Origin of the sequence: Streptomyces luteolus (genome assembly GCF_029968015.1) — a bacterium.
Classification (GTDB): Bacteria; Actinomycetota; Actinomycetes; order Streptomycetales; family Streptomycetaceae; genus Streptomyces; species Streptomyces luteolus.
The window spans coordinates 1-15,639 of the sequence record NZ_JASCIS010000055.1 but is presented as its reverse complement, the minus strand read 5'-3'; the positions used below and the strand labels follow the sequence as shown (position 1 = coordinate 15,639).

Below are 15,639 nucleotides of genomic sequence, written 5' to 3'. Positions count from 1 at the left end.
CCCCTTGCGGCGGCCGGGTCCCGGGCCGCCGCGCGCCGAGAATTGACCGCTCCGGAGCAATCGGCCTCCGGAAATTGAATGCGTGTGGGTGATTTCTTGCGCGTGTAAAGAGTATTGGCGTTCATATGGCTTTTGCTTCGGTGACGCTGTGACTTCGCGCCCGTTCTCCGTCGCGTGTGCTCGCGACACGATGTGTGAGAGGTCGACCCCTTCGTGCGGAGCAGTAACCGTCAGTACCTCGTGTCGGTGGATCACCTGCGTGCCTTCGCAGCCGTGCTCGTGCTCCTCTACCACGGCACGTACATGATGCTCACCGAGATCGACAGGGACCGCGAGGGCTGGCTCTACGCGGACAATCCCTTCGGCGCGCTCGTCGCGGAAGGGCACACCGGCGTCGCCCTTTTCATGGTGCTCTCCGGATTCATCTTCACGATCGGCACCCTGGACAAGGACATCCATTACGGCCGCTTTCTCGGCAATCGCGTCCTGCGGATCTTCCCGCTCTATGTGGTCCTGATCATCATGGGAACCGGCGCGTACCGGGCCGACGCGGATCTGCTGTCCGTCCTGCAGTCGCTCATCGGCCTCGGCAATCTGCCGGGCTCGCTGCACCTCGGCAATGTCTCGCACATGTGGTGGGCGATCGCCGTCGAGCTGCAGTTCTACCTGCTGTTTCCGCTGCTCAGCAGGATCCTCACGCGCCGCGGCCCGACCGCCCTCGTCCAGCTGATGGCCGCGATCGCGGTGATCCGCGCCCTCGTCTGGCTCTCCGGCGGCGGCAAGATCGCCGCGAACAACCTGCTCTACTACAGCCTCGCCGGCCGTATCGACCAGTTCCTGCTCGGAATGCTCGCCGCCTGGCTCTTCGTCCATCACCGCGACCGGTTCCGGGGGCCGGCGAAAGTGCTGATCGCCTCCACACTCGCGATCGTCACGATCTGGGCCTTCAACCGCAGCCACGCCTATCAGGAGGGCCGCACCGTACGGCTCATCTGGATCGATGTCGAGGGATTCGTCTGGGCGCTGCTCGTTCTCACGTACGTCGCCACGGTGACCTCGACCTGCCTGGCTTCCCGGGCCGTAGCGAAAGTCGGCGAGATGAGTTTCTCGCTCTATCTCCTGCACTTTCTCGTCATCACGGTATTTCTCGCCCGTAACCGCTGGATCGAGCCGACCGGAAATCCCGTGTGGGACGCGTTCTTCACCACGGTTCTCGGTGTGCTGCCGGTCAGCCTGGCCATCTCCGCGGTGACCTTCCACGGCATCGAACGGCCTTTCCTCCGCTGGCGCCGCCCCTATCTCGACCCCGACCAGCCGAAGATCGCCGCCCAGGCCGACGGCACCAGGCCGGTCCCCGACCACCCGGCCCCGGCCGAGCCCGCGCTCCGGCCCCGGAAGGCCCAGGCCGTTCGGACCGCGGATCGGTAGGCTCAAGGGCATGGTGCAGAGCAGGGCGGCGGATGTGGACACGTACCTCACCGAGGTGCCCGAGGAGCGGCGCGAGGCGCTGACCCGGCTGCGGCGGCTGTGCCGCACCGAACTCGCGGGCTTCACGGAGGTGATGGCGTACGGCATGCCCGCCTACGAACGGGACGGCCGCGGCGAGATCGCGTTCGCGAGCCAGAAGCAGTACATCTCGTTCTATCTGATGCGCGACGACGTCCGGCAGGAGTTCGCCGACCGGCTGGCCGCCCAGGACATGGGCAAGGGCTGCCTCCGCTTCCGCGGGGCCGCGCGGATCGACTTCGATCTCGTACGCGACCTGCTGCGCGCCGTCGCCGCCCGGCCGGGCCCGGTCTGCTGACGTCGTGGTCGTCCTCGCGCTGATCCGGTAGCGCGCCGCCGCCGACGGCGGCAACGGGGGCCGGGGTGTCATCCGTATGGGTCATCATTTCGCGGCGCTCGGCGTGGGAGCTTGCCCATCATGTGGAAGGGGACCGCACCGGACGAAGGGCTCCCATGAACATACTCGCCGTCAATTTCACGCAGGGTCTCGACGATGCGTGGTCCAAGATCGCGCAGTTCGTACCGAAACTCATCGGTTTCCTGGTCATCCTGGCCATCGGCTGGTTCGTGTCCAGGCTGATCGTCCGGGTGCTCGACAGGGTGCTGCGCAAGGTGGGCTCGGAGCGGCTCGCGGAGCGGTCGGGTGCGGCGCGCATGCTCGAAGGGTCGAAGTTCGACCTCACGGGCCTCGTCTGCAAGATCATCTACTACGCGCTGATCCTGATCACGCTCCAGCTGGCCCTCGGTGTCTTCGGTCCGAACCCGATCAGCACGATGATCAACGGCATCGTCGCCTGGCTGCCGCGCGCGATCGTCGCCGTCGCCCTGGTCGTGATCGCCATGGCCATCGCCAACGCGGTCCGCTCGATCGTCACCAGCGCCCTGTCCCGCGCCTCGTACGGGGAGATGGTCGGCAAGATCGTCTGGGCGGCCATCGTGGTGATCGGCGTGATCGCGGCCCTGGGCCAGGCGGGCATCGCCACCGCGGTGACCCAGCCGATCCTGATCGCCGGCCTCGCGGCCGTGGCCGGCATCCTCATCGTCGGCGTCGGCGGAGGCATGATCCAGCCGATGCGGCAGCGCTGGGAGCGGTGGCTGGACAGCGCCGAACGCGAGACGAACCGCGTCCGCCCCGGCGTCTCGGACTACCAGGCGGGCCGCGAGGACGCGATGACCAACCAGCCCGTGCAGGAGCGCGAGCAGCGGCGCCCCATGGGCCCCGAGATGTGAGGCTCCGCCCGCACGGCAACGCGATCGACCCCGTCCGCCCGAGTCCCGGCACTGTTCCGGGCCTCGGGCGGACGGGGTCGACGGCTGTCTCGGGGCGGGTCCGTCCCGTCAGTCCCTGACTTCGGGGAGCAGGTCGTAGGCGTGGACGAGCCAGCTGATGGCGGTCAGCCGGCACACCGCGTAGTCGTGCCCGACGGGCTCACGCCAGTCGATCTCGGTCAGCGCGTCCAGGAACCCGAGTGCGTAGTCCCCGAGCCGCTCGGCGTCCGGGGCCGGGGGTTCGAGCTCCGGGCCGTCGGCGCCGAGGCGCGTACGTACGTCAGCGACATGCTGATCGACCAGGGCGACGAACGCGGGCTCGAATGCGAACTCCGCGAACCGCGTCCGGTACGCACTGCTGATCTCGGCCAACGAAAACACCCGTCAACGGTAGGCCGCGCCCGGTCCACGAAATACCCGAAACGGGCATGAGCTGCGTCACGCCGGACGAACCGACCGGCCGCGCGGCCCGCTACCCCCGCACCGCCACCGCGTCCACCTCGAACAACATCCCCGGCAGGGCGAGGGACGCGACGCCGCTCAGGGTCTGGGCGGGCAGCCGGTCGCCGAAGCGGGACTGCAGGGCCTTGCCGAGCACCTGCAGCTTGTCCAGGTCGTGGTCGACGATGAACGTACCGAGCCGCACCACGTTCTCGTACCCGAGGCCGACCCCCCGCAGGGCCGAGAGGAGGTGGTCGAAGGCCAGCTCCACCTGCTCGGCGAAGGGGCCGGGGACGACGGCGCCGGTGGCGTCGGACGCGTACTGGCCGCCGATGAAGACCTGCTCGCCGGGTGCGGAGACCGCGTGGCTGTAGCCGAACGGGGTGGGGTCGTGAAGCGCGGGCGGGTTGGTGATGGTGCGGTGATCCTTGGTCATGGTTGCTCCCAACGCCCGTACGCGCGTGCGTATTCCGCCGCGGGAGGTCTGGTCGGGTGTCAACTCCAAGTCATTGAAAGCGGAGTTGGTCATTCCGTTGCAGGCCTCGGCTACTTCGGTGGGGAGAAGGCCGCGGGGGACGGGGAGACCTCGGCCGTCGGTCGTTCCGTGGGCGCGGGCTCCGACTCCTGGAGGACGACTCCGGGGCGGTCGCCCCGCGGGGCCGGGGCGTTGGACAGCAGCGACACCGTCGCCAGAACCGCGACGAACACGGCCGCGGCGCCCACCGTACGCGCCGTGCGCCCGAGTCGGCCACGGCCGTCGAGGTCGCGCCACGCCGCCCGCTCCCGCTCCGGGCGCGGATGCCACAGCTCGCCGACGGCGTCCCCGCCCGCGGCCGGGGGTGCGACCGCCGTCACGGGCGCGGCCGCGCGCTCCCGCGCGGAGGGCTCCTTGGGTGCGGTCCGGCGTATCGCGGCCTCGCTGTCGTGCAGGAACCTCTGCCACACGTCGTCCGGCGGGCCCGGCTCCCCATCCCGGCGCACGTCAACCGCGCCCGGGGGATGAGTCGAGGCGTACGAACGGGATCCGGCGGCCCGCTTCGCGGTACGACTCCACGCTGCCGTCCACGTCGAAGCCCATGAACGCGCACAACCGGCGGGCGGTGCGCGGGTGCCGTGGCGCGTACCGGGCCATGACCTCGCCGCCCTCGTCCTCGCTGAGGAATCGCGCGGTGACCCGGTGGCGGCGGTTGCCGACCTGGATGGTGGTCGTCGGCGTCCTGCGGAGGTTCTGGTACCACGCGGACTTGGGGCCGAAGCCGGAGGCGAGGGTCCAGCTGCCGTGCTCACGGTCGTGGGCGACGACCTCCAGGACCACGCGCCGGTCCAGTCCGGTGCTGCGGCCGACGTGATGGAGCAGCAGCAACCGCCCGCCGAACAGCGGGCCGAGGCCCACGCGGTACAGAGCGATGGGCAGTCTGGCGAGCAGTCGCCGCCAGCCGCGCGGGAGTTGGGGCCGCCCGCGGCTTGCCCCCTGGTCGGATGCCATCGACGCCCCTTCCCCCGACAGGTCGTTCGCCGGACTCGATCGGGTAACGAGCACCCGGTGTCCGCAATGGATCCACGCAATCTTTGCATAGTCTAAACGCGGAGAGGGCCGCCCGCCATGGGTGGCCGTACAGTTCGTGCGGAAAACGCACTTGCGCATCTGCGACGACCTGGCTGGGGGTGCCGTGACCGCTGCGGATTACCGGGAAGGCCGTACGGAGGGTCGCCGTGAGGCCCGTGCCGTGCTGACCTGGCTGCCGACCGGGGTGATGACGGTCGTGACCGTCGCCGACGTGATCGGGGGGCCCGGCGTGGGCCTGCTGCCGCTCGTCTCGCTCGGCCCGGCCTTCTCCGGCCTGATCGGCACCTGGCGGCGCACCGCCGTGACCGGTGCGGTCGCGCTGCTGCTCTGCCTCGGACTCGGCGTCTACAACGGCCTGTTCGACACCCGGCGCGGCTACACGGCCCTCGTCTCGGTCGCCGGAGTCACCGTCGCGGGCGTCGCCGCGGCCGTGATGCGCGGGCGCCGCGAGGCCGAACTCGCCAGCGTCCGCTCGGTCGCCGAGGTCGCCCAGCGCGTCCTGCTGCGCCCGGTGCCACGCAGCGCCGGACCGCTCCGCGTCGCCGTCTCGTACACGTCCGCCGCCGCCGAGGCCCGGATCGGGGGCGATCTGTACGAGGTCGTGGCCTCGCCGTACGGCGTGCGCGTGATCGTCGGCGACGTACAGGGAAAGGGACTCGGCGCCGTGGAGACCGCCGCGCTCGTCCTCGGCTCGTTCCGCGAGGCCGCGCACGAGGAACCCGACCTGGCGGCGCTCGCCGCGCGCCTGGAGCGCAGCGTGGCACGGGATTTGAACGGCGAGAAGTTCGTCACGGCCGTCCTCGCCGAGATCCGCGCCGACGAGGAACGGCTCGTCCTGGTCGACTGCGGCCACCCGCCGCCCATGCTCGTACGGGGCGACGGAACCGTCGAGTTCCCCCCGCCGCCCGCGTACGCGCTGCCGCTCGGCCTGGGCGTGCACGGTGGCGAACCGCCGATTCCGTACGAGGTCCGCTTTGCCCCCGGCGAGCAGCTGCTGCTCTACACGGACGGCGTGACCGAGGCACGGGACGCCGCCGGGACCTTCTACCCGCTGGAGGACCGGGCCGGACTGCTCAAGGACCCCGACGCCCAGACGGCCCTGGAGGCGCTGCGGGAGGACGTGGTCCGGCATGCGAGCGGCCCGCCGCACGACGACGCGGCGATGCTGCTGCTGCGCTATCAGCGGGGGTGAGGCGCGGCGCCCGCTGTGCACGGCGAGGTGTGTGGTGTCGGGGGTGCGGGGCCGCGCGGTACAAAGAGGTATGGCTGATCGAAACGGCGCGGACGAGGGTGCGGTCGACGTGGACGAGGTCACGCGGGCCGTGCTGACGGCGTCCCGCGTCCTGGTAGCCGTCTCCGCGCGCTCGCTCGCCGCCGTCGAGGACCGGGTGACGCTGCCGCAGTTCCGGATGCTGATGGTGCTCTCCAGCCGCGGCGCCACCAAACTCGTCCACCTGGCCGAGCTGCTCGGCGTCGCGCCCTCGACGGCGATGCGCATGGTCGACCGGCTGATCGCCGCGGGACTGGCCGACCGCCGCGTCAACCCCGACAACCGCCGCGAGACGCTGCTGCAGCTCACCGACGACGGCCGCCGCATCGTCACGGACGTCACCGCACGCCGCCGCCAGGAGATCGCCACCATCGTCGAACGCCTCACGCCCGAACGCCGCGCGGCCCTCGTCGCCGCGCTCACCGCGTTCAGCGAGGCGAGCGGCGAACCACCGGCCCCGGCGGCCGACGAGGCCGCGGGCCCGCACCCCTTGGGCTGGGCCCAGTGAACGACCTGCCCGCCCCGACCAGCACACGGAAAGGCACCGCCATGACCGAACTCGGCGCATCCATCCCGCGGTTCCACCTGGCCATGCCTGTCGACGACCTGACCACGGCCCGCCACTTCTACGGCGAGGTCCTCGGGCTCGACGAGGGCCGCAGCGCGGACACCTGGGTCGACTGGAACCTGCACGGCCACCAGTTCGTCACCCACCTCGCCCCCGCACGCCCCGAGGGTGTGCGCAATCCGGTCGACGGCCACGACGTCCCCGTACCGCACTTCGGTCTGATCCTGACGATCCCCGACTTCCAGAAGCTCGCCCAGCGGTTGCGCGACGCGGGCACGGAGTTCGTGATCGAGCCGTACGTCCGCTTCGAGGGCCAGGTGGGCGAGCAGTGGACGATGTTCCTGCTCGACCCCGCGGGCAACGCGCTGGAGTTCAAGGCGTTCGCGGACGACGGGCAGGTTTTCGCGGTGTGAGGCGGCGGGGCGGGTACGGCGTACGGGGTGTCGGCGCGGGTCCGGTCAGCCGAGGAGCGTGCCCGTGCCTGTTCGAGGACCGATCCGATCCGATCCGCTCCCAGGTGCCCATGTCCCGTTCCAGCGGTGGCAGTTCGCGTACCTCGCCGAGGTTCCAGCTCCGGGCCACCGCGACCGGGTCCGTATCCGTGACCGCCGCGTGCGCGAGGGCGGCGGCGCCTGCCCGCCACCACACCTCGGGGTCGGTCCGGCGGGCACCGTCCGTCCCGGTCACGGTGTGCGGCGGGCAGCGTGCCGTTCTCGTACCCCAGGGTTGACGGGAGAGTCTGCTTGCGCATTAGTAAGCATGGAAAACAAATTGCTGGCGCAGAAGGGGCGACCATGACGGACCGCTTCACCCCGACCCCCGACGACAAGTTCACCTTCGGCCTGTGGACCGTGGGCTGGCAGGGCGTCGACCCGTTCGGCACCGCCACCCGGCCCGCCCTCGACCCCGTGGAGTCCGTCGAACGGCTCGCGGAGCTCGGCGCGTACGGAGTGACCTTCCACGACGACGACCTCGTGCCGTTCGGGTCCTCCGACGCCGAGCGCGAAGCCATCGTCAAACGGTTCCGCTCCGCCCTGGAAGCGACCGGCATGAAGGTGCCGATGGCGACCACGAACCTGTTCACGCACCCCGTCTTCAAGGACGGCGGCTTCACCGCCAACGACCGCGACGTGCGCCGGTACGCGCTGCGCAAGACGATCCGCAACATCGACCTCGCCGTCGAACTCGGCGCCACCACCTACGTCGCCTGGGGCGGCCGCGAGGGCGCAGAGTCGGGCGGCGCGAAGGACGTGCGGCTCGCCCTCGACCGGATGAAGGAGGCCTTCGACCTGCTCGGCGAGTACGTCACCGACCAGGGTTACGACCTGCGCTTCGCCATCGAGCCGAAGCCGAACGAGCCGCGCGGCGACATCCTGCTCCCCACCATCGGCCACGCCCTCGCCTTCATCGAACGCCTGGAGCGCCCCGAACTGGTCGGCGTGAACCCGGAAGTGGGCCACGAGCAGATGGCCGGCCTCAACTTCCCGCACGGCATCGCGCAGGCCCTGTGGGCGGGCAAGCTCTTCCACCTCGACCTCAACGGCCAGTCCGGCATCAAGTACGACCAGGACTTCCGCTTCGGCGCGGGCGACCTGCGCCAGGCGTTCTGGCTCGTCGACCTCCTTGAGGACGCCGGGTACGCGGGGCCGCGCCACTTCGACTTCAAGCCGGTGCGCACCGACGGCTTCGACGGGGTGTGGGAGTCCGCGAAGAACTGCATGCGGAACTACCTGATCCTCAAGGAGCGCGCGGCCGCCTTCCGCGCCGACCCCGCCGTGCGACAGGCGCTGCGCGACTCCCGCCTCCACGAACTCGCCGAACCCACCGCGGCGGACGGCCTGTCCGGCCTGCTCGCGGACCGGGGTGCGTACGAGGCCTTCGACGTGCCCGCGGCCGCCGACCGGTCCATGGCCTTCGAACGCCTCGACCAGCTGGCGATGGAGCATCTGCTCGGGGTGGCCTGAGCCCGCCCTCGCGGCCTCAACTCCCCACTGGCGTACGGCGGTTCGACACGAGAGTCCGCCTGCCCGGGGCTGTACGGGAGGTCAGGACTCCGCCCGTTCCGCGTACGCCAGAGGGTCCGCGAGGACGTCCCGCACCACCAGGGCCGCAGAGCCGCGCGCCGCGTCGGCGGCCGAGGACGAGGCGCGCAGTCGGCCGCTGTCCTCGGTCCACAGGCCCGACACCACGCGCCGCTCAAGGCGCTCAGTGATCGGCGGAGCCAGCCACGGCATCAGGGGGCGGAAGGTGCCGCCGAGCACGACCGCCTCCGGGTCGAAGAGGTTCACCGCGCCGGACAGCACCAGGCCGAGGGTGCGCCCCGCGCCGGTGATCGCGGCGACCGCTGATCCGTCCCCGTCCCGCGCGCGGCGTTCGAGCTCCGTGACGCCCGGCAGGCCCGCGTCCTCGGCCAGGCCGGCCGCGCGCAGCAGCGCCGCCTGCCCGGCGTACTGCTCCAGGCAGCCGTGCGAGCCGCAGCGGCACAGTGGGCCGTCCTCGTCCACCACCACGTGCCCGATCTCGCCCGCGAACCCGTGGGCGCCGCGCAGCAGTTCACCGTCGACGACGAGGGCGCCGCCGATGCCGATCTCGCCCGAGAGGTACAGAAAGCCGCGCGGCCCGCGCCCTCGGTCGTCGCCGCGGCCGCCGAACCACAGCTCGGCCAGGGCCGCCGCGTCCGCCTCGTTGCCGGAGCCGACCGGCAGCGGCCGCGGTGCGTCCTCGGGGGACCGCCGCAGCCGCAGGCCGGACAGGGCCTGGGCGAAGATTCCCTCGGCGGCCACCCGGTTCCAGCCCAGGTTCGGGGCCTGCCGGACGGTTCCGCCGGACACGAGACCGGGCAGCGCCAGATGCGCCCCGGCCGGGCGCAACTCCCGCGCGCCCGCCGACTCCAGCGCCCGCGCGGTGATCCGGGCGGCCCGGTCGAGGACGTCGGCGGGCGGTGCGCCCCGGTTGTCGAGGTGCTCGGTCAGGCGCACGCGATCGGTACCGGAGAGGTCCACGACGCAGACCGTCACATAGTCGACGTTGATCTCCACGCCGACGCCGGCGAGGCCCGTACGAGCCACCTTCAGGACCGTGCCGGGGCGGCCTGCCTGGCCGCTGAACGACTTCCCGGACTCGCTGAGGAAGCCGCTCGCGAGCAACTGCTCGACCAGCGAGGACACGGCCGCGCGCGTCAGCCCCGAACGCCCGGCGACGGCCGCCCGTGTCGTCTCGCCCTCGTCGTGCACGGCCCGCAGCACCAGGCTCAGGTTGTGCCGCCGCACGGCGGCCTTGTCGGCCTTGGGCTCCAGGGGCGCGAGGTGGTTGCTCATCGTGCGGCCGAGCCTAGCGGGCGGGTCGGACAGCGGGGATCTTCCGGTGCCGGTGCCGGTGCTGGTGCTGGTGCTGGTGCTGGTGGCGGGCCAGGGCGCGGGCGCCCGGCGGCCGCAGCCGCCTCAGGCCGTCAGCCAGCGGTGCAGGGCCTCGTGGACGGTGTGCGGAAGGGCGCTGAGCTGGTCAATGGCCTCGCGGTCGCCGGGCAGCGGGGCGATCCCGGCCGCCGTCAGGGCCGCGTTGAGTTCGAGGCGGCGCAGATCGCGCGGGTCGAGCACCGACGCGACGGAGGGCACGGAGGGCAAGGTGGGCAAGGCGGGCACAGCGGGCACAGCGGGCACAGCGGGCACGGTGGGCGCGGCGGACGGCTCGGGGAAGGCGTCCAGGCGCTGGGCCGGGTTCGGCGGCGGGAGGAGGAAGTCGTCCTGCGGCCAGGTGCGGAACGTCGAGTCGGCTACGTGAGGGTCAGTCATCGCGTGCACAACGCTCTCCTTCGCTACGGGGCGCCGTCGTCGACGGCACCGCATGAGAGGCGCGGACGCCTGGAGGCGGTTGCAGGATCGGCCACGGATCACACGGTGGAAGGAATCGGGCGTTAATCGCACTCGGTGCCGCCGGGTCAACTCGTAGAGATCTCCGGGGCAGTGGACGGCGAGATCTCCGCCCCGCCGTCCACGAGGGCCGCCTCGACCGGGCATGCGCAGGACCCGCCCACCTCGCCCGCGTCGGCGAGGTGGGCGAGCGCTGTGCGCATCCTGGTGAGGTCGGCGATGCGCTCGTCCAGGTCGTGGAGTTTCGCGTCGACGACCGTGCGCAGCCGCGCGGACGGCACCGCACCGTCCCGAGCGAGCGCCAGGAAGGCCGCGACGTCGCCCATCCCGAAGCCCAACTCCTGGGCCCGCTGCACGAATCGGACCCGACGCACATCCGCCTCGGTGTACCGCCGGTACCCGGAGTGCGGGTCGCGCACGGGGGCCAGGAAGCCGCGGCGCTCGTAGTAGCGCAGGGTGCTCGGTGGTACGTCGGCGGCGCGGGCGGCTTCGGCGGAATTCACGGGCTGACCGTCTCCTGGGTGCGTGCGGCGGTTGCGTCCGTACGTGTACGGGGGCTCCGGTGCCGTGTCAACTGCCGTGCCTGCGCCAGTAGGAAGCCGACCTCGACGACGAGGAACGCTCCGAGCACGGGCGTCGCCCCGGCGACCAGGGCGGCCGTCATCAGCAGAGCGAACGCGGCCCGCCCCACGGTGTCCGCGATCCCGGTCACCGCGTCGTCACGCCGTACGAGCCGCACCACCGCCCACATCGTCACCAGTACGCCGAAGAACGTGACGAACAGCAGGTGTTCGGGCCCGAAAGGGGCGAGAGGGAGGCCCGGCAGGCCGAGTCCCGTGTGCGCGGCGCGGACGGCGTCGAGGGCGAGCGACGCGGTCCAGGGGGTGGTGAAGGGGAGGGCGACGGCCAGATCGTAGAAGGCGCCGATGCGGACGGCGTCGGGTGTGCGGCGGCCTGGGGCGCCGTGCTGTGTGGTCATGCCGGTCACGGTGCACCCTGCACCGCGGTGCAGGGTCAAGTCCCGCACCGCGGTGCAGGGTCAAGTCCGGGCCGCGCGGGGCACGTACACCCGGCCTCGTCGCACCCGCAAGCGTGGGAACGGGTGTTTACGTGTTCGGCATGGAACAGATATGTCGCGGCTACCGCAGAACCCGGGCAACGTGGCAGGGTGCGTGGGCCGATGCTTCGTCAACTGCTCTTCGGGGGACGAGTGTTGGTGTCACCGTTGCCGATCCGGGAGAGGACACCCCCACGACATGTCCGCTCATTCCGCACGCCGCCGCTGGCGCCGCCCGCTGCTCGTCGCAGCCGCCGCCGCCTCGATAGCCGTCCCCTCCGTGGCCTTCGCCACCGACAGCGCCACGGACAGCGCCACCGACAGCGCCACGGACAGCGGGCCCGCCGACTCCGGCGCCCGCACCCCCGTCCAGGCCCTGGACGACACGTACTACAAGGACGCGATCGGCAAGACCGGCCCCGAGTTGAAGGCCGCGCTGCACACGATCATCAGCGACCAGACCAAGCTCTCGTACGACCAGGTCTGGGACGCCCTGAAGAAGACGGACGAGGACCCGGGCAACACGTCCAACGTGATCCTGCTCTACACCGGCCGCTCCCAGTCCAAGGACACCAACGGCGGCAACCCGGACGAATGGAACCGCGAGCACGTCTGGGCCAAGTCCCACGGCGACTTCGGCACGTCCACCGGTCCGGGCACCGACGTCCACCACCTGCGCCCGACCGACGTGTCGGTCAACAGCACGCGCGGCAGCAAGGACTTCGACAACGGCGGCGAGGAACTCTCCGAGGCGCCGGGCAACTTCACCGACGACGACTCGTACGAGCCGCGCGACCAGGTCAAGGGCGACGTCGCCCGCATGATCCTCTACATGGCCGTGCGCTACGACGGCGAGGACGGCTTCGCCGACCTGGAGCCCAACGACCAGGTCGGCAACGGCTCCGCCCCCGCCATCGGCCGCCTCTCGGTCCTCAAGCAGTGGAACGACGAGGACCCGCCGGACGACTTCGAGAAGCGCCGCAACCAGGTCATCTTCGATGAGGTCCAGCACAACCGGAACCCGTTCATCGATCACCCCGAATGGGTCGCGGACATCTGGAAGTAACGATTCGCCGCCCGGAGGCTGCTAGGCGCACGCGTCGGGCCTGAGGGACGCCGTAGGACCGTAGGACGCCTTCGTGCCGCCAGGCCGGGGCTTCCTGCCGCCAAGCCGGGGCTTCCTGACGCCAGGCCGGGGACGGTTGCTCAGGCACCGGCCTGCCGGGGCGCGCGGCGCATCGGCCACAGCGCCGGGCCGCCGCCCGGGAGTCGGGCCTCGCCGAGTACCTCGAAGCCGTAGTGCTCGTAGAACGGCAGGTTGTCCGGCTTCGAGGACTCCAGGTAGACCGGCAGGCCCGCCGCGTCCGCCTGGGCGAGGCCGGAGCGGAGCAGGGCCGAGCCGTGGCCCTGGCCTCGGGCGGCCGGGTCGGCGCCGACGACCGCGAGGTACCAGTGCGGCTCCTTCGGCGAGTGCTCCGCCGCGGCCTCGACCGCGGCGCGGAACACCGGGGCGCGGTCGCCGAGGATGTCCTGCAGCTCCTGGACGGTCCCGGCGTCCGGCACGGCCTTCTCCCGGCCCTCCGGCGCCACCCAGAACGCGGCCGCGGCGTCCGTGCGTTCACACACGCCGTGCAGGCCGTACTGCCGGGTGAAGAGCGTGTGGAACTAGCGGCGCAGTCCTGCCTCGCGGGTGGTGTCCTCGGGGAAGAACCAGCGCATCATTGGGTCGTCGTCGAAGGCCAGGGCGAGGGTGCGGCTGATCGTTTCGGCGTCGCCGGACGTCGCCTTGGTCGTGGCGTTGATTTTCGGCATACCGCTCATTCTGCACACCTGTTGATCTTCGTCTGCGGCGGGGCCGCGCACGGCTGGAGAGCGCGGCGGTACGAGGGTGGGGACAACCCCCGTAGCGGGTCGGGCGCCCGCTGGAGGGCGCGGGGCGCGCCCGCCGGGGACTCTGGGAGGACGACGGGGCACAGGGCGCCGTCGGCGCGACAGACGGGGTGACGAGTGAAGACGGCACGTGTACGGATGGGGACCACCCTGGTGTGTGCGGTGGCACTGATGGCGGTGGGTCCGCACAGCACCGCAGCAGCGGCCTCGGAGCCCACGCCGACAACTCCCCGCCTCCGCACGGCACTTGAGAGCGCAGTCGCGGACGGGTTCCCCGGCGCCGTCGCGTACGCCAGGAACGGAGAGCGGGAGCTCCGTTCGGCCGCCGGGCTCGCGGACACGGCGAGCGGTGAGCGCGCGCACCCCGGACAGCGGTTCCGTATCGCCAGCAACACCAAGGCCTTCGTCTCGACCGTGCTGCTCCAGCTGGAGGGCGAGCGGCGGCTCTCGCTCGACGACAGCGTGGAGAAATGGCTGCCCGGAGTCGTCCGGGGACACGGCAACGACGGGCACGCCATCACCGTCCGGCACCTGCTCAACCACACCTCGGGGCTTTACGACCCGACCACCGAAGCAGCGTTCTTCGACCCCTACCTCAAGGACGGCGACCGGGACCACGTGTACCCGCCGCGTGCCGTCATCGCCCGGGCCGTACGCCACGAGCCCGCGTTCGCGCCGGGCACCGGGTGGGCGTACTCCAACACCAACTACCTCGTCGCGGGACTCGTCATCGAGGCCGTCACGCACCGCGGCGCGGGCGCCGAGATCCGCCGCCGGATCCTTGCCCCGCTCGGCCTGCGCGACACCTCCCTGCCGACCACCGACCCGGCCGTGCGCGGCCCCCACCTGCACGGATACGACCTCGACGGGGAGGACATGACCCGCTTCAGCCCGTCGTACGACTGGACCGCGGGCGCCATGGTCTCCACCCTCGACGACCTCGCACGCTTCCACCGGGCACTGTTCTCCGGCCGGCTGCTGCCACCCGCCCAGCAGCGCGAGCTCCTGACCACCGTGGACTTCCCGGACGCGCCCGCGTACGGGCTCGGAGTGCAGCGCCGGGAGGTGCCCTGCGACGGCGGGACGGTACACGCCTGGGGGAGCGACGGCGCCGGTCCCGGTTACACCAGCGTGGCCCTCACCACCGCCGACGGGGAACGCCAACTCGTCCTCGCGGTCAATGTCTTCGACATCGGGGCGCAGTTGCGGGGCGAGCCGCCGGTGCCGCGCAGCAAGGCCCTCGCTCGGGCGCAGCAGGCCGCGCTCTGCGACTGAACCCGGCCATCGGGCGGCGCCTCAGTCCAGTACCGCCGTCGCCTCCACCTCGACCAGGTGCTCCGGCACGTCGAGGGCCGCGACGCCCACCAGCGTGCCCGGAGGCACCGGCGTCCCGCCGAGCTTCGCAGCCGCGCGGGACACCCCGTCCAGGAACAGCGGCAGCTTCTCCGGGGCCCAGTCCACGACGTACACCGTCAGCTTCGCGACGTCCGCGAAGGAGCCGCCCGCCGCCGCGAGCGCGGTGGCGACGTTCAGATAGCAGCGCTCGACCTGCGCCGCGAGGTCGCCCTCGCTGACGGTGGTGCCGTCGGCGTCCCAGGAGACCTGCCCGGCGACGAACACCAGGCGCGATCCGGTCGCGACGGCCACCTGCCGGTACGCGCCGATCTCGGGCAGTCCGCGGGGGTCGACGAGAGTGATGGCCATGGTGCGTGCTCCTCGAAGGGCGTGGCGCGGGGCGCCCGTGGTCACTTGTGGTTACTCGGGAACCGTAGGAGAGTCGGCGACGACGTGGAAGAACGCACTTTTCCGTGACCGAGGAACCAGATGGTGACCAAGCAGTTCAACGGCCCTCCCGAGGACGCGGCCGATCTGAGACGGGCCGACTCGCTGGCACGGGAGATCTTCTCCGACGTCGCCAACAAGTGGGCGTTCCTGATCATCGAGACCCTCGGCGACCGCACCCGCCGCTTCAGCGAGGTGCGCGACGAGATCGAGGGCATCAGCCACAAGATGCTCACGCAGAACCTGCGCATGCTGGAGCGCAACGGCCTCGTCGAACGCCGCGTCCACCCCACCGTGCCGCCGCGCGTCGAGTACACCCTCACCGGACCGGGCCGGGGCCTGCGCGCCACCGTCGGCGCCATGTGCGACTGGACCCACCGGCACATCGGCGCCATCGAGGAGGCACGCCGCCGCTTCGAC

Annotated in this window: 19 protein-coding genes and 1 pseudogene; 10 read left to right on the top strand and 10 right to left on the bottom strand. The window is 71.6% G+C overall.

What is annotated here, in order from left to right; translation table 11 throughout:
- Positions 1-246: 246 nt before the first annotated feature.
- The 3 genes from QIT00_RS33845 to QIT00_RS33835 all read left to right on the top strand — a co-directional run bounded on the left by QIT00_RS33845 (position 247) and on the right by QIT00_RS33835 (position 2,736).
- On the top strand, positions 247-1,428 hold the full coding sequence (locus QIT00_RS33845; RefSeq protein WP_282539312.1) for an acyltransferase family protein: 1,182 nt from the start codon (positions 247-249) through the stop codon (positions 1,426-1,428).
- 10 nt (positions 1,429-1,438) lie between these two features.
- The gene (locus QIT00_RS33840; protein WP_282539311.1) at positions 1,439-1,804 is read left to right on the top strand and encodes an iron chaperone; all 366 of its coding nucleotides are present in this window, start codon (positions 1,439-1,441) and stop codon (positions 1,802-1,804) included.
- Between the two features lie 155 nt (positions 1,805-1,959).
- Entirely contained in the window at positions 1,960-2,736 is a 777-nt protein-coding gene (locus tag QIT00_RS33835) for a mechanosensitive ion channel family protein (RefSeq protein ID WP_282539310.1), read from the top strand.
- 108 nt (positions 2,737-2,844) lie between these two features.
- Here the strand turns inward: QIT00_RS33835 and QIT00_RS33830 are convergent, their stop codons facing one another.
- From QIT00_RS33830 to QIT00_RS33815, 4 genes are all read right to left on the bottom strand, one after another.
- The gene (locus tag QIT00_RS33830) at positions 2,845-3,156 is read right to left on the bottom strand and encodes a DUF6401 family natural product biosynthesis protein (protein ID WP_282539309.1); all 312 of its coding nucleotides are present in this window, start codon (positions 3,154-3,156) and stop codon (positions 2,845-2,847) included.
- Positions 3,157-3,247: 91 nt separating this feature from the next.
- Complete coding sequence (locus QIT00_RS33825; protein WP_282539308.1) at positions 3,248-3,652, bottom strand: RidA family protein; 405 nt, start codon at positions 3,650-3,652, stop codon at positions 3,248-3,250.
- A gap of 110 nt (positions 3,653-3,762) precedes the next feature.
- Positions 3,763-4,197 (bottom strand): hypothetical protein, encoded by a 435-nt coding sequence (locus QIT00_RS33820; protein WP_282539307.1) that lies wholly within the window; start codon positions 4,195-4,197, stop codon positions 3,763-3,765.
- 1 nt (position 4,198) lies between these two features.
- Positions 4,199-4,702: a nitroreductase family deazaflavin-dependent oxidoreductase gene (locus tag QIT00_RS33815; RefSeq protein ID WP_282539306.1), complete on the bottom strand. Its 504-nt coding sequence runs from the start codon at positions 4,700-4,702 to the stop codon at positions 4,199-4,201.
- Between the two features lie 268 nt (positions 4,703-4,970).
- Between QIT00_RS33815 and QIT00_RS33810 the strand changes: the two genes are divergently transcribed.
- The 4 genes from QIT00_RS33810 (at position 4,971) to xylA (ending at position 8,585) form a co-directional block, all read left to right on the top strand.
- Complete coding sequence (locus tag QIT00_RS33810; protein WP_282539339.1) at positions 4,971-5,975, top strand: PP2C family protein-serine/threonine phosphatase; 1,005 nt, start codon at positions 4,971-4,973, stop codon at positions 5,973-5,975.
- A gap of 70 nt (positions 5,976-6,045) precedes the next feature.
- Positions 6,046-6,561 (top strand): MarR family winged helix-turn-helix transcriptional regulator, encoded by a 516-nt coding sequence (locus QIT00_RS33805; RefSeq protein ID WP_282539305.1) that lies wholly within the window; start codon positions 6,046-6,048, stop codon positions 6,559-6,561.
- Positions 6,562-6,602: 41 nt separating this feature from the next.
- Positions 6,603-7,034: a VOC family protein gene (locus QIT00_RS33800; protein ID WP_282539304.1), complete on the top strand. Its 432-nt coding sequence runs from the start codon at positions 6,603-6,605 to the stop codon at positions 7,032-7,034.
- A gap of 381 nt (positions 7,035-7,415) precedes the next feature.
- Positions 7,416-8,585, top strand: coding sequence for a xylose isomerase (xylA, locus tag QIT00_RS33795; protein WP_282539303.1), 1,170 nt, complete (start codon positions 7,416-7,418; stop codon positions 8,583-8,585).
- 81 nt (positions 8,586-8,666) lie between these two features.
- On the opposite strand, the gene QIT00_RS33790 is transcribed toward xylA, so the two are convergent.
- From QIT00_RS33790 to QIT00_RS33775, 4 genes are all read right to left on the bottom strand, one after another.
- A complete protein-coding gene (locus QIT00_RS33790; RefSeq protein ID WP_282539302.1) occupies positions 8,667-9,938 on the bottom strand; it encodes an ROK family protein in 1,272 nt (423 codons plus the stop codon).
- Between the two features lie 123 nt (positions 9,939-10,061).
- A complete protein-coding gene (locus QIT00_RS33785; RefSeq protein WP_282539338.1) occupies positions 10,062-10,412 on the bottom strand; it encodes a hypothetical protein in 351 nt (116 codons plus the stop codon).
- Between the two features lie 146 nt (positions 10,413-10,558).
- Positions 10,559-10,993: a MerR family transcriptional regulator gene (locus QIT00_RS33780; RefSeq protein WP_282539301.1), complete on the bottom strand. Its 435-nt coding sequence runs from the start codon at positions 10,991-10,993 to the stop codon at positions 10,559-10,561.
- A complete protein-coding gene (locus QIT00_RS33775) occupies positions 10,990-11,469 on the bottom strand; it encodes a hypothetical protein (RefSeq protein ID WP_282539300.1) in 480 nt (159 codons plus the stop codon). The genes QIT00_RS33780 and QIT00_RS33775 overlap by 4 nt, the downstream gene beginning before the upstream one ends.
- A gap of 277 nt (positions 11,470-11,746) precedes the next feature.
- Between QIT00_RS33775 and QIT00_RS33770 the strand changes: the two genes are divergently transcribed.
- The gene (locus QIT00_RS33770; protein WP_282539299.1) at positions 11,747-12,613 is read left to right on the top strand and encodes an endonuclease I family protein; all 867 of its coding nucleotides are present in this window, start codon (positions 11,747-11,749) and stop codon (positions 12,611-12,613) included.
- Between the two features lie 140 nt (positions 12,614-12,753).
- Here QIT00_RS33770 and QIT00_RS33765 read toward each other — a convergent pair.
- Positions 12,754-13,359: pseudogene (locus tag QIT00_RS33765) on the bottom strand (GNAT family N-acetyltransferase).
- A 195-nt stretch (positions 13,360-13,554) separates the two neighbouring features.
- On the opposite strand from QIT00_RS33765, the gene QIT00_RS33760 reads away from it, so the two are divergent.
- Positions 13,555-14,712: a serine hydrolase domain-containing protein gene (locus QIT00_RS33760; protein WP_282539298.1), complete on the top strand. Its 1,158-nt coding sequence runs from the start codon at positions 13,555-13,557 to the stop codon at positions 14,710-14,712.
- Between the two features lie 21 nt (positions 14,713-14,733).
- Here QIT00_RS33760 and QIT00_RS33755 read toward each other — a convergent pair whose 3' ends face one another.
- The gene (locus QIT00_RS33755) at positions 14,734-15,141 is read right to left on the bottom strand and encodes a RidA family protein (protein WP_282539297.1); all 408 of its coding nucleotides are present in this window, start codon (positions 15,139-15,141) and stop codon (positions 14,734-14,736) included.
- Between the two features lie 120 nt (positions 15,142-15,261).
- On the opposite strand from QIT00_RS33755, the gene QIT00_RS33750 reads away from it, so the two are divergent.
- Positions 15,262-15,639: winged helix-turn-helix transcriptional regulator (locus QIT00_RS33750; protein ID WP_282539296.1), on the top strand; the 378-nt coding region annotated here is incomplete at its 3' end.